The organism is Pseudomonas sp. NFPP25 (assembly GCF_900116505.1).
In the GTDB taxonomy this organism is placed as follows: Bacteria; Pseudomonadota; Gammaproteobacteria; order Pseudomonadales; family Pseudomonadaceae; genus Aquipseudomonas; species Aquipseudomonas protegens.
Map to the genome: position 1 here is coordinate 553,461 of NZ_FPBG01000001.1, position 11,968 is coordinate 565,428.

General features: G+C 64.0%; 11 protein-coding genes. 5 read left to right on the forward strand and 6 right to left on the reverse strand.

The features are described from left to right. Window positions 1-29: 29 nt before the first annotated feature. Window positions 30-725: a pirin family protein gene (locus BM382_RS02375; RefSeq protein WP_019095330.1), complete on the reverse strand. Its 696-nt coding sequence runs from the start codon at window positions 723-725 to the stop codon at window positions 30-32. Between the two features lie 275 nt (window positions 726-1,000). On the opposite strand from BM382_RS02375, the gene BM382_RS02380 reads away from it, so the two are divergent. Then, complete coding sequence (locus BM382_RS02380) at window positions 1,001-3,466, forward strand: UvrD-helicase domain-containing protein (protein ID WP_072441704.1); 2,466 nt, start codon at window positions 1,001-1,003, stop codon at window positions 3,464-3,466. A 45-nt stretch (window positions 3,467-3,511) separates the two neighbouring features. Here the strand turns inward: BM382_RS02380 and BM382_RS02385 are convergent, their stop codons facing one another. After that, window positions 3,512-3,781 carry a DUF1652 domain-containing protein gene (locus BM382_RS02385; RefSeq protein ID WP_072441706.1) on the reverse strand — a complete coding sequence of 90 codons (270 nt, stop codon included), beginning with the start codon at window positions 3,779-3,781 and terminating at the stop codon, window positions 3,512-3,514. Window positions 3,782-4,058: 277 nt separating this feature from the next. Here BM382_RS02385 and BM382_RS02390 point away from each other — a divergent pair, with 277 nt between their 5' ends. Genes BM382_RS02390 through BM382_RS02405 form a run of 4 tightly spaced genes read left to right on the forward strand, consistent with a single transcriptional unit; the run spans window position 4,059 to window position 7,870 of the window. Beyond that, window positions 4,059-4,874, forward strand: a complete 816-nt coding sequence (locus BM382_RS02390; RefSeq protein WP_011061511.1) for a helix-turn-helix domain-containing protein — start codon at window positions 4,059-4,061, stop codon at window positions 4,872-4,874. Window positions 4,875-4,925: 51 nt separating this feature from the next. After that, window positions 4,926-6,332 carry an NAD(P)/FAD-dependent oxidoreductase gene (locus BM382_RS02395; RefSeq protein WP_019095327.1) on the forward strand — a complete coding sequence of 469 codons (1,407 nt, stop codon included), beginning with the start codon at window positions 4,926-4,928 and terminating at the stop codon, window positions 6,330-6,332. Window positions 6,333-6,389: 57 nt separating this feature from the next. Beyond that, on the forward strand, window positions 6,390-6,731 hold the full coding sequence (locus tag BM382_RS02400; RefSeq protein WP_019095326.1) for a cupin domain-containing protein: 342 nt from the start codon (window positions 6,390-6,392) through the stop codon (window positions 6,729-6,731). 47 nt (window positions 6,732-6,778) lie between these two features. After that, on the forward strand, window positions 6,779-7,870 hold the full coding sequence (locus tag BM382_RS02405; protein WP_011061508.1) for a polyamine ABC transporter substrate-binding protein: 1,092 nt from the start codon (window positions 6,779-6,781) through the stop codon (window positions 7,868-7,870). Window positions 7,871-8,033: 163 nt separating this feature from the next. Here BM382_RS02405 and BM382_RS02410 read toward each other — a convergent pair whose 3' ends face one another. The 4 genes from BM382_RS02410 to BM382_RS02425 form a co-directional block, all read right to left on the reverse strand. After that, the gene (locus BM382_RS02410; RefSeq protein ID WP_011061507.1) at window positions 8,034-8,795 is read right to left on the reverse strand and encodes an SDR family oxidoreductase; all 762 of its coding nucleotides are present in this window, start codon (window positions 8,793-8,795) and stop codon (window positions 8,034-8,036) included. Beyond that, on the reverse strand, window positions 8,792-10,174 hold the full coding sequence (locus BM382_RS02415; protein WP_011061506.1) for an aspartate aminotransferase family protein: 1,383 nt from the start codon (window positions 10,172-10,174) through the stop codon (window positions 8,792-8,794). The genes BM382_RS02410 and BM382_RS02415 overlap by 4 nt, the downstream gene beginning before the upstream one ends. Before the next feature lie 78 nt (window positions 10,175-10,252). Next, window positions 10,253-11,068, reverse strand: a complete 816-nt coding sequence (locus BM382_RS02420) for a molybdenum cofactor biosynthesis F family protein (RefSeq protein ID WP_072441708.1) — start codon at window positions 11,066-11,068, stop codon at window positions 10,253-10,255. Window positions 11,069-11,155: 87 nt separating this feature from the next. Then, on the reverse strand, window positions 11,156-11,830 hold the full coding sequence (locus BM382_RS02425; RefSeq protein WP_019095321.1) for a helix-turn-helix transcriptional regulator: 675 nt from the start codon (window positions 11,828-11,830) through the stop codon (window positions 11,156-11,158). Window positions 11,831-11,968 lie beyond the last annotated feature (138 nt).

An 11,968-nucleotide genomic window follows, 5' to 3' on the forward strand; every position in this document is an offset into this window, starting at 1 on the left:
GGTCGCCCCTTTTTATTGGCCGCTGTATTTCACGCCAGATCCACCAGCACGATCTCGCTGTCCTGCAGGGCCGTCACCCGCAGCACCGGCTCATTCTCAACCGCGACGCCGTCTCGAGCTTCGGCGCGCAAGCCGTTGACTTCAATCACTCCGGTCGCCGGAACCAGGTAAGCCCGGCGCCCGTCGTCCAGGTGATACTCGGCCGTTTCCCCGGCCTTCAGGTTGGCCGCCACCAGCCGCGCATCGGCGCGAATCCGCAGGCTTTCCTCATCGCCAGCCTTGCCACTGGCCAAGGTCACGAAACCTTCACGCTGGCCCTTGGGAAAAGGCTTGGCTCCCCAGGAAGGCGCGGAGCCTGCCTGGTTGGGGATGATCCAGATCTGGAAGATCTTGGTTGGCGTGGCTTCCAGGTTGTACTCGCTGTGGGCGATCCCGGTGCCGGCGCTCATCACCTGCACATCACCGGCTTCGGTGCGGCCCTTGTTGCCCAGGTTGTCCTGGTGGCTGATGGCCCCTTCGCGAACGTAGGTGATGATTTCCATGTCCCGGTGCGGGTGCTGGGGGAAACCGGTGCCAGGGGCGATCACATCATCGTTCCAGACCCGCAGGTTGCCCCAGTGCATGCGCTTGGGGTCATGGTACTCGGCGAAGGAAAAATGGTGGTGGGCATCCAGCCAGCCGTGGTGCGCGCCGCCCAGGGAGCTGAAAGGTCTGAGTTCAAGCATGATCTTCTCCTCATTAAGGGCTCGTCATGGCACGTTGTACCCGGGCCAGAAAACGATAACCGTTGGTTGATGGCGAGCATCTTCCATCAGCTATAGATCGATAAAAAGCGCAAAAAATGCCGTAATCCAATCGTAAAATTAGATGATTATTTTGTCGCAAAGTTGGTGTTAAACCTTCGGTTCATCGCTTAAGTTAATGACCTGCAAGCAATTGGCTGGATACCGTGGAACAATCCGCCGAAGATTACTGCTCAGCCTCACACCCTGGAGTCCGCGTGTCGCAACACACCCCCGATCTGCCCCCCGAGCTTTTGCCCCTGGCCCAGATGCCCTTGTTGAAACGCCTCGCGGCGCGCTTCTTCGGCCATGGCCTGAACCGCCTGCGGGCCCAGCATCGGGCTTCCTGGCTGCATGGTCAGGCCGATGGCTTTCGCAGTGGCCACACTGCCGGCGTGGAGTACGGCTACCAGGAAGGCCGGCTCGAGGGGCTGGAGGAAGGCCGCCAGGTGCTGTTGATCCGCGACAGCCGCAACACCGAGCACCGCCCGCCCGGGGTGGATGACCGGCTGTTCGATGACTGGCGCCTGCCGTTGAGCGCCGAGCTGAAAAAGCGCTTCAAGGCCGATGTCGCCCGCCTGCTGCCCGCCGCCGCGCAACCCAGCGCCGCGCAGTGGAAGATGATTTTCAGCGACACACCCGCCACCGCGGTGATCGCCGGGGCCGGCGCCGGCAAGTCAACCTCGCTGGTGCTGCGCCTGCTGCTGTTGCATCACTATCTGGGCTTCGAACTGGACGCCATGACCGTGGTGACCTTCACCCGGGAGTCGCGCAAGGACTTCATCACCAAGCTCACGCAAGTCTTTGCCCTGTGGGGGCGGCAACTGGGCGCCAGGGAAGCCCGGGAGCTGGTGCGGACCTTCCACTCGCGGATTCTGCCCATGGTCCGCAGCCTGCCGGGCTTCGAGCGCCTGCAGGCCTTCGAGAACCTCAGCGATCGGCTCCAGGGCGGCGAAGACGAGGTGGACAGCAACCCATTCGATCTGCGCATCAACGACGCCCAGCGCCGGCACCTGAATGCCTGCTACCAGGCACTGTACCGCGATGACCCGCGCTTTCGCCTGGCGTTGCAGCCGTTGGTGCGCCACGCCCTGCAGCTCAAGGAACTGGAGCGCGATCACCCGGACGTGCAAAAGCGCATGGCGGTGACCGAACTGGCGGCCAAGCGCGATGAAGAGCTCTGCGACACCGTGGAAGACCTGTGGTTTCGCGCAGGCGCCTGGCCGATCAAGGGCATCGAGCCGCAGCGCCAGCGGTTCGAAATCAACGGTGCGACCTTTCACAGCCATGGCTATTGTGCGGAGCTGGACGCCTGGGTGGTGCTGGGTTTCGACCCGCGCGAGAGCCCGCAGCTGACCCGGCCCGGGGCCAAGCTGACGGTGCGGGCGGAGTGGGCTGTAAAGCGCACCCTGTTTCAAGCTTTTTGCCGTAAACCATTGATTTGGCTTGATAGTTACGAAGCTTCAAAGCGTTCTGCCGGCGCCTTTTCGGCCCAGGTCAATGGCGGTCCGGGTTTCGATTACAAGGTCAAGGGCGAGCTGGCGTCGGCGCCGCTGCTCGATTGCTTTGTCGCCGCCGCAGGCTTTATCGAGAACCTGGGCTTGGAAGTGGGCGATGCCGTCGCGGGCATGAGTTTTGCCCAGGACGATCCGGACCGGTTTTTCTTCGAGGCCCTGAGCCTGTTCTGGCGAGCGCTGGAGGACCATCTGCTGGATCAGTCGCCGCCCATCATGAGCTACAACCGCATGTTCGCCCTGTTCAGCGAGCGCTCGCCGGAGAACTTCAAGCTGCTCAGCGATGCCTGCCTGCGCCCGATGTCACACCTGATGATCGACGAGTTCCAGGATGTTTCGCCGCAGATCGTTTCCTGGATCAGGGCCAGCCTTGCGGCGATCCGCAGCCGAGGCGCCGCCTTGCACATCGGGCGCGCCGCCCAGCATTCCTCGCTGCTCTGCGTCGGTGACGACTGGCAGTCGATCTACGGCTGGCGGGGCAGCTCGCCCAAGTACTTCATCGAGTTCAACAAGGAGTTCCCGTCCCCGGGCACCACCCGGGTCATGCTCAGCGAGAACTACCGCAGCCATCAGCATGTGATCGATGCCGCGGAGCATATTGTCCGCGCGGCGCCGGCCATTGCCGGAAAGAAGGCCAAGGCCAGCGGCGAAGCTACAGAGCTGTGGCCGGTGCAGGTGCTCGATCGCGATGATCAGGGCCTGGCCCAGCGTCTGGCTGAGCACTATGAGCAGGGTGATTCGATCTTGATGTTGTTTCGAAAAAGTAGTGATAAGTTATTGATTGAAAATATTATTTCACAAATAGTTAATGTTGATTCTAGTCTGCCTCCAGGGTCGCGACGCCTGAAACAGCTGACCTATCACAGCGCCAAGGGACTGCAGGCGGATGCGGTATTCCTGCTGGGCGACTGCCAGCACCTGAGCAGTTCGCCGTACAAGAACCAGGTCTATCGCATGGCCGGGTTGGGCAAGGACGGCGATGCCGAGCCCTACGACAGCGCACAGAAGGACGAGATCCTGCGGCTGGCCTATGTGGGCATCACCCGGGCGGCCAAGCATTGCTACTGGTATGTGGACCGCCAGGAAGGCCCCTCGGGCAATGCGCCCAAGGCTTCGGACCGGGTACCGCGAGACAAGCCGTACTTCCAGGACTTGCGCCAGGCGACATGAAAAAAGCCCGCTGGCGAGGCGGGCTTCGGGTGAGGCAGCGGGGCTTCAGGCCTTGAGTGCCAGGGACGGGGAAAAGGCCTCCAGCTCATCTTCCACCGCCTCGATTATTCGTTCGACATCCGCAGCGCTCATCACCGTGGCACAGGGAATGCCGGCGATGGCGATTATGGTTTCGCCGCTGGCGCGATCGAAGAGCCGGGCGATCATGCTGCCGGGCGCATCCATGCTGGCTTCGAAACCCATGGGATGAAAATGCCAGCGCATCAGCTGGCAGGCGTTGGGAAAGGTGACTTTACTGGCCCAGACTCTGTTCATCGGTGGCCCACCTTGATTCATTGAGCGCTTCCTTGTGCTCGCGGTAGGAACGACCGGATCGTCAATGACCCGATCGGTTGAGGTTTTAAAAATAGCATTGGCTTGTGACGGTTCGCAGTTTTTTTGCCCACCGTCCGGCGGTTCACTCACGGATTATTGATGCAAGTCATGTCATCTCCCAGGCACCCCCCGGCGGCTGCCGTATCTGGCCGGCGGCCGGTCGTTGAAGCCCTTGGCGAAGTTCGGCAAGCTGCGCCTTTTCCTGTTCGAGAAACCTATGTCTGCCCCCGATGACGGGCCGCTGCACACCCAGGCCACCGGTGAAACCGTGATGCGCTACCACCTGTGCTGGAAGCACCGGGACCTGGATGGAGTAATGGCGCTGTACCACCCGGACATCCAGTACAACGACTTTTTCCAGAACCGTACCCTGGGCCTGGAGGAACTGCGCGAATACGTGCGGGCCAGCATGCCCCGGGCTCCCGACGAGGCCCTGGAGCACAGCGATCGCATCCGCCTGGATGGCAACACCGCGTTTATCCAGTACCAGGTGACCCTGCGCGGCGGCCAGGGCCTGGTGTCATTTCGCTCCAGTGAAGCGATCACCGTGCGCGACGGGCTGATCTGGCGGGTCAACGAGTACGCCTCACTGGTCCGGGAGCCGGCACCGAGCAAGTCCTCCGCCAGACTGCGCCCGGCGGCCAGCCGGCTGGGGCTGTCGCCGCGCCAGTTGAGTTTCATGGCCGAGGACCTGCAGCAGTATTTCCAGCGCCAGCAGCCGTACCTGGACCCCGAGCTGGACCTGCAGCGGGTGTCCCGGGAATGCGGTTACAGCCGCAACCAGATTTCCTACCTGCTCAACCAGGTGCTGGGGCAGAGCTTCTACCGCTACGTCAACCAGGCGCGCCTGCAGCATCTGCTGGCAGCGCTGGACCAGGCCACGCCGCCGCTGCGCATCGACGAGCTGGCGTTTGCCGCAGGGTTCAACTCGCTGTCGGCCTTCTACAGCTGTTTTCGCCAGCACACCGGCCAGTCGCCCAAGGCCTACGCCAAGCAAATTTCTTTGCGTGCACGCGCGCAAGACAGCCCCTGAGGCCAGGCACTAGGATCGCCGCATTCGAAATTCGGGTTGCGGAGTGCTTGCATGCCAGCGTGGCGCAGTATCAGTTTGTGGATGGACCAGCTCGACGAGCCGCTATTGCCGCGGCCGCAGCTTGCGCAAGACCTGGACCTGGACGTGGCGATCATCGGCGCCGGCTATACCGGGCTGTGGACCGCCTATTACCTCAAGCGCCAGGCGCCGCAGTTGAATATTGCGGTGATCGAAGCGCAAACCGCCGGTTTTGGTGCCTCGGGCCGCAATGGCGGCTGGCTGATGGGCAACCTGCTGGGAGAAGACCGGCTGCTGGCCGCTCTGTCGCCGCAGCAGCGCCGGGCCTCCTTCGACCTGTTGCACGGCATCCCCGATGAGGTGGCCAATGTCATCGAACGTGAGGGCATCGACTGCGATTACCTAAAGGGCGGGGTGCTGTATTGCGCCGCCCGCTACCCGGAGCAGGAAACCAGCCTGCGCCACTATCTGGACAAGCTCTATGCCCAGGGCCTGAACCAGGACGACTACCGCTGGCTCAACCCCGAGCAACTGGCCCAGCAGATCCGCCTGGCCAAGCCCTATGGCGGTATCTATGCCCCGCATTGCGCCACCATCCAGCCTGCCAAGCTGGTGCGCGGCCTGGCCCGGGCGGTTGAGCGCCTGGGGGTGACCCTCTATGAAAACAGCCCGGTGACCCATTGGCAGTCCGGCAGCCTGCAGACGGCCCAGGCTTCGGTGCGCAGCCGCTGGATAGTGCCGGCAGTGGAAGGCTATTCGGTCACCTTGCCGCCCCTGGGCCGCTACCAGTTGCCGGTGCAAAGCCTGCTGGTGGCCACCGAGCCGCTGGCGGAGTCCGTCTGGGAAGAAATCGGCCTGAGCCAGGGCCAGGCCTTCAGCGAAAGCAGCCGACAGGTGACTTATGGCCAGCGCTCCATGGACAACCGGCTGGTGTTCGGTGCCCGGGGCGGCTATCAGTTCGCCAGCAAGCTGCGCCATGACTTCGACCTGACCCGTGACGAGGTGGAACTGCGCCGCTACCTGTTCGGCGAGCTGTTCCCGCAACTCAAGAACGTGCGCATCAGCCATTCCTGGGGCGGCAACCTGGGCATGTCCCGGCACTTCAAGCCGCACATGCTCTGCGACCGGCGCAAGGGCATCGCCCTGTCCGGCGGCTATGGCGGCGAGGGCGTCGGCGCCAGCAACCTCGGCGGCCGGACCCTGGCGGACCTGATCCTGGAACGCGACAGCCCTCTGGTAAACCAGCCCTGGGTCATGCCCGAGTGCGGCCTGGAGGCCCTGCGGGCCTGGGAGCCGGAGCCGTGCCGCTGGCTGGGCTACAACGCGATCATTCGCAGCTTCGTCCACGAGGACCAGACCCTGGCCAACCCGGCCTCGGCTCCATGGCGGCGCAGGATGGCCAGCCGGATCGCCGGCTTCATGGAAGGTTTCATGCACTGAGCCGGCCTCTATGTACCGAACGCTGTCCGTTCGAATTTCCCGTCGAAAGGTAGAACCATGAGCATCACCCAATTCAAGCAAACCGCCACCGCCACCCTGGCCGAATCGGCACCAGTGGCGGTGCCCCTGGGCACTCCGGTGGCCGTGACCTCGGTGACCGCCGTCGAACGCAACGACGGGGTCGAGACCGGCATCTGGGAATGCACCCCGGGGCGCTGGCGGCGGCAGATCGTCGCCCAGGAGTTCTGCCACTTCATCCAGGGCCGTTGCACCTTCACCCCGGACAACGGCGAAACCCTGCACATAGAAGCCGGCGATGCACTGATGTTGCCGGCCAACAGCACCGGGATCTGGGATATCCAGGAAACGGTGCGCAAGACCTACGTCTTGATTTTCTGATCCCTTGATTGCCTGCCAACAACAAAACCAGCCACAGGTATCGACTCATGATCCGCAAGACTTGCGCGTTGCTATTGCTCAGCCCGTTGTTCCTGGCCACGTCCCTGGCCCAGGCCGATACGGTGAAGATCTACAACTGGTCGGACTACATCGCCCCGGACACCACCAAGGCCTTCCAGAAGGAAACCGGGATTGGTTTCACCTACGACGTCTATGACAGCAACGAGACCCTGGACGGCAAGTTGATGACCGGAAAATCCGGGTATGACGTGGTGTTTCCTTCCAACCACTTCATGGCCCGGCAGATTCAGGGCGGGGCACTGAAGAAGCTCGACAAGAGCCAGCTGCCCAACTGGAAGAACCTCAACCCGGTGCTGCTCAAGGCCCTGGAGGTCAACGACCCGGGCAACCAGCACGGCTTCCCCTACCTCTGGGGCAGCACCGGCATTGGCTACAACGTGGCCAAGATCAAGGAAGTGCTGGGCAACGATGCCCCACTGGATTCCTGGGACCTGATCTTCAAGCCCGAGTACATGCAGAAGCTGCAGAAGTGCGGGGTGGCGATCCTCGACAACGGCCCGGAACTGATCCCTACCGCTCTCAATTACCTCGGGCTGGCGCACCACAGCAAGAACCCGGCTGACTACAAGCAGGCCGAGGCGTTGCTGATGAAGGTCCGGCCTTATGTCAGCTACTTCCACTCGTCGAAGTACACCAGCGACCTGGCCAACGGCAATATCTGCGTGGCGGTGGGATTCTCCGGCGACATCCTGCAAGCGGAAAGCCGTGCCAGGGAGGCGAAGAACGGGGTGGAGATCGGCTACTCGATTCCCAAGGAAGGCTCGCCGATCTGGTTCGATATGGTGGCCATGCCAGTGGATGCCCCGGATGAGCAGGCCGGCTATGCCTTCATGAACTACCTGCTGCGCCCCGAAGTGATGGCCGGCGTGAGCAACTACGTGCACTACGCCAACGGTAACCTGCAGGCCGACAGCCTGATCGACCCGGCCATCAAGAACGACACCAAGGTCTATCCGAGCCCGGAAATGATGGACAAGCTGTTTGCCCTGGAGGCCATGCCGCTGGACATCGACCGCATCCGCACCCGCCTGTGGAACAAGATCCGCAGCGGCAGCTGACCTGACCCTTTCGTAGGAGCCGACTTGCCGACGAAGAGGGCCTCAAGCCCTGTGTTGCGCTCGGGGTCGCCTTCGCTGGCAGGCCAGCTCCTACGCCCGTCGTTCTCCCTGGAGGGCGCCAGCCGGTCCGCCTCTTAGGTGCCGGTGTGGAGGGCGGCAGTTTCTATAGCTGGGTGTTTTCCGGGAGCAGGGCGCCGCCATCCACCACCAGGGTCTGGCCGGTGATATAGCCCGCTTGCCGTGACGCCAGGAACAGCATGGCCCAGGCAATATCCTCGGCACTGCCCAGGCGCTTCAGGGGAATGCTCGAAGCCAGGGTCGAAGCGTCGCCGAGATTGTCCATGGCCTGGGTGGCAATCAGCCCGGGCTCCACGCCGTTGACCGTGATTGCATATTCCGCCAGCTCCAGCGCGGCAGCGCGGATAAAACCATTGACCCCGGCCTTGGAGGCCGCGTAGTGGGCGAGCCCGGGAATCGCCGTGCGCGGGCCGGTGACCGAGGAGGTGATGACGATCCTCGGCTGCTGGGACCGACGCAACGCGGGCAAGGCGGCCCGAGTCAGCCAGAAGCAGCTTTTCAGGTTCACCGCCAGGGTGCTGTCCAAGGTTTCATCCTCCAGTTCGGCCAGCTTCTGCATCGGAAAGATCGCGGCATTGTGCAGCAGCAGGTCGAGGCCGCCGAAGGCCTCCAGGGTTGCCGCCACTGCCTGTTCGGCGGCATTGCGGGTGCCCAGGTCCACAGGCAGCAGTTCGGCGGTGCCGCCGGCTTGGCGAATCAGCCGCAGGGTTTCATCGCCTGATGCCGCGCTGCGGGTCGCCAGCATGACGCTGGCCCCCTGGGCGGCGAACAGTTGGGCGATGGCCCGGCCGATGCCCTGGCCGGAACCGGTGACCAGGGCGATGCGCCCACGCAGATCCTGGCTCATGAGCCGGCTCCTGGCAGAACCTGGGCCAGGCACTGGTCCAGCAGGCGGTTGTGCAGGTCGACCTGCGCCTCGCTGGCGGTCGGGCACAGCAGCGCCATGTTGTGGAACGGCGTCAGCAACACCCCGCGATTGAGCAGGTACAGGTGCAGATAGGCTTCGATCAGCCCATGGCGGGCATGATGGGCCTCGCCGCCGTTGCGCGGAGGCTGCTGCATGAACAGGTATTCGACCCGGGCACCGATGCGGGTCACGTGCCAGGGCAGGCGGTGCTTGTGGATGATGGCTTCGACCCCGGCCCGCAGGCGCTCGGCGAGATGGAACATATGGGCGTAGCTGGCCTCGTTCATCACTTCGCTGAAGGTGGCGCGCATGGCCGCCATCTGCAGGGCGTTGCCGGCCAGAGTGCCGCCGAAGCCGAAATGGTTGATCGCCTGGCCCGGCTGGAAATGCGGCAGCACCTGCCAGATCCGTTCGGCCATGGCCTGGCTGGCGCCCCAGACCGCCGTGGGAATGCCACCGGCGATGGATTTGCCGAGAACGAAGAAATCCGGCTGCAACCCGTGCTCGCCGCAATAGCCGCCGGGGCCGCAGGACAGGGTATGGGTCTCGTCGATGATCAGCGGCACCTCGTAGCGCCGGGTCAGCTCCCGCAGGCCATCATGAAAGCCCGGGGCTGGCGGCACCATGCCGACGTTGGTCATGAAGGGTTCGGTGAGTACCGCGGCCACGTCGCCATGGGCCAGGGCCGCTTCCAGGGCCGGCAGGTCGTTGAACTCCACCAGCCGCGTGGTGGCCTGGTGCTGCAGGCCGTTGGCGTGCACGCCGTCCCGCGGGATCATCTGGCCCTGGGCGTCGAACTCCACCTGGGACTCGTCGACGCTGCCGTGGTAGTTGCAGTTGAACACCAGGACCTTCTGCCGCCCGGTGATCATCCGGCACAGGCGCAGGACAAAACGGTTGGCGTCGGTGGCCGAGGTGGTGACCTGCCAGTAGGGCAGGCCAAAGCGCCGGGTCAGTTCCTTGCCGACCCACAGGCTGTCGGCCGTGGGCAGCATCAGGGTCGAACCATGCAGAGCCTGTTCGGCGATGGCAGCGGCGACCGCCGGTTGGGCGTGGCCGAACATCGCTCCGGTGTCACCCAGGGCAAAGTCCACGTAGTGATGACCGTCGCAATCGGTGAGGGTCGCGCCCTGGGCGTCGGCCACCATGATCGGGTAGGAGCCGGGCCATTGCTGCATCCAGTGCAAGGGCGCGCCGTACAGCCAATGCTGGAGGTTTTCCTGGTAGAAAGCGCCGGAGCGCGGGTGTTTCTCGGCAAACAGTTGCAGTTCGGTCTGGTAGCAACTGGCGACGCGTTGCAGATCGAGGCCCAGAGTCATGGCAGTGTCCTGTGAGGAAGAGGGCTGGCTGGCCCAGGTGCCGGCCTGGGCCGGCAGCCTGGAGCCAGGGGGCGGGTATCAGCGGTGCCGGGTACGGTTGAGCACCTCTGCCAGGGCTCCCACCGGAAAGTTGGCGGCGCTGCTGAAGTCGGCACCCTGGTAGCCGAAGATCTTGCCGTCGCTGCGACCGGCCTTGAGGTCGATCAGCACCAGGCCCAGGGTCGGGACGATCTTTTCTCGCCAGACGAACAGGTACAGCTGCTCGGCGATCTTGTAGTAGTGGCAGCGGTCGGTATCCGCCAGCCCCTGTTCGACGCCCCGCAGGCATTGCCAGCTGTAGAAGTTGGCATTCAGGTAGATGTGCTCGTAGGCCTCGCTGGCGCTGTAGATGTACCGGTTGCGCAGGCCCACCAGTTCATCGGTGGGTTCATGGCGTGGCGTGCCGGCGGTGACCGGCGTGTCGATGGCGCCGTGGAGAAACTGGGCCTTGACCGAGGTCAGCTCGCCACCGGCCAGGGCCCGGCTGAACAGGTCGACGCTGGATTCGGCCTGGCTGGGCATCTGCCCGATGACGGCGCTGAAGCATTGCTGCTCAAGGTCCAGGACCAGGCTCACCGAGTGGATCTGCCCCTGTTCGTGCTTGAGGAAGTCCACCAGGTAGATGCCGGGGCGCAGGCAGGTTGCGCGATAGGGCAACTCGGCGCCGGCCGCTTCCCCGACGTTGTTCCAGCGCAGGGTGTGGGCGGCGAAATGGTGTTCGATCTGCCAGTGGTTGTCGAAGTGCAGGGTCAGGCGGCGACCGGCCAGGTCGTCGACCGCCGGGAGGATGTGATTGTCTTCGGCAAAGCCGTCGGCGAGGGCTCCGACGGTGATCCATTCAGGTTGCGGGTTCATGGCAAGGCTCTTGTCAGCAAGGAGAGCTGCATGTTCGGCCGCCAGCCCCGGGTTGCCCATCAACCTTATGGTTGAAGTGCCCGGGCTTTACAGGAACAGCGCCCTGACCAGCTCCGTACGGTTACTGGCGCCGACCTTGCGGAACAGGTTGATCAAGTGGGTCTTGACCGTGGGCAGGCCCAGGTCCAGGCGCCGGGCGATGGTCTTGTTGTCTGCGCCGTCGCGCAGCAGCCAGGCGATTTCCCGCTCCCGGGGTGTCAGGCCCGACAGGCGCTCATCGACCTGGGACCAGGGCGCCAGGGCCGCAATCTCCAGCAGGCCCTGCAAGGCATGCAGGGTGCCCAGTTCCTCCACGCTGAAGTGCCCCAGCCCGACGTCGCGCAGCAGCGACAGGCCGGCGACCGGCCGTTCGCCATCGCGGGCCAGGATTTCCACCACATCCAGTACCCCATGGCGCTGCAGGAACCCCTGATAAACCTCGCTCTCGTGATGGCCCTGGTGGGCCATGCCCATGTGCAGAGACAGCACCGGGCGCCCCGCCGCGGCGCAGTGACGGGGTTGCAGGGGGTCGTAGTGGCGAAAGTGCTGCAGGTAGGCCTGGTGCATCTGCTCCGGCATGCGGTACAGCGAAAAATCCCGGGCCTGCAGTTGGGCATCGATGCGGTAGAAGGCGCAGAGGCTGGCGGGTACTACCCGGGTGAAAGCGGCGATGCAGCGGTGGCCCAGTTCATGGGGGCCGGGCAGGGACGCGGGTGCGTTCATCGGATGGCTCCTGGCTGGACCTGGGGCAGTGGCTCGGTGAAAGGGGCGCAAGGACGTGGATTGATCCTGTCCGGAACCCGGACTGCCACAGTGAAACCCTGCAGGGCGTGCCTGGCAAGCCTCCAGCGCCGCAGGCTG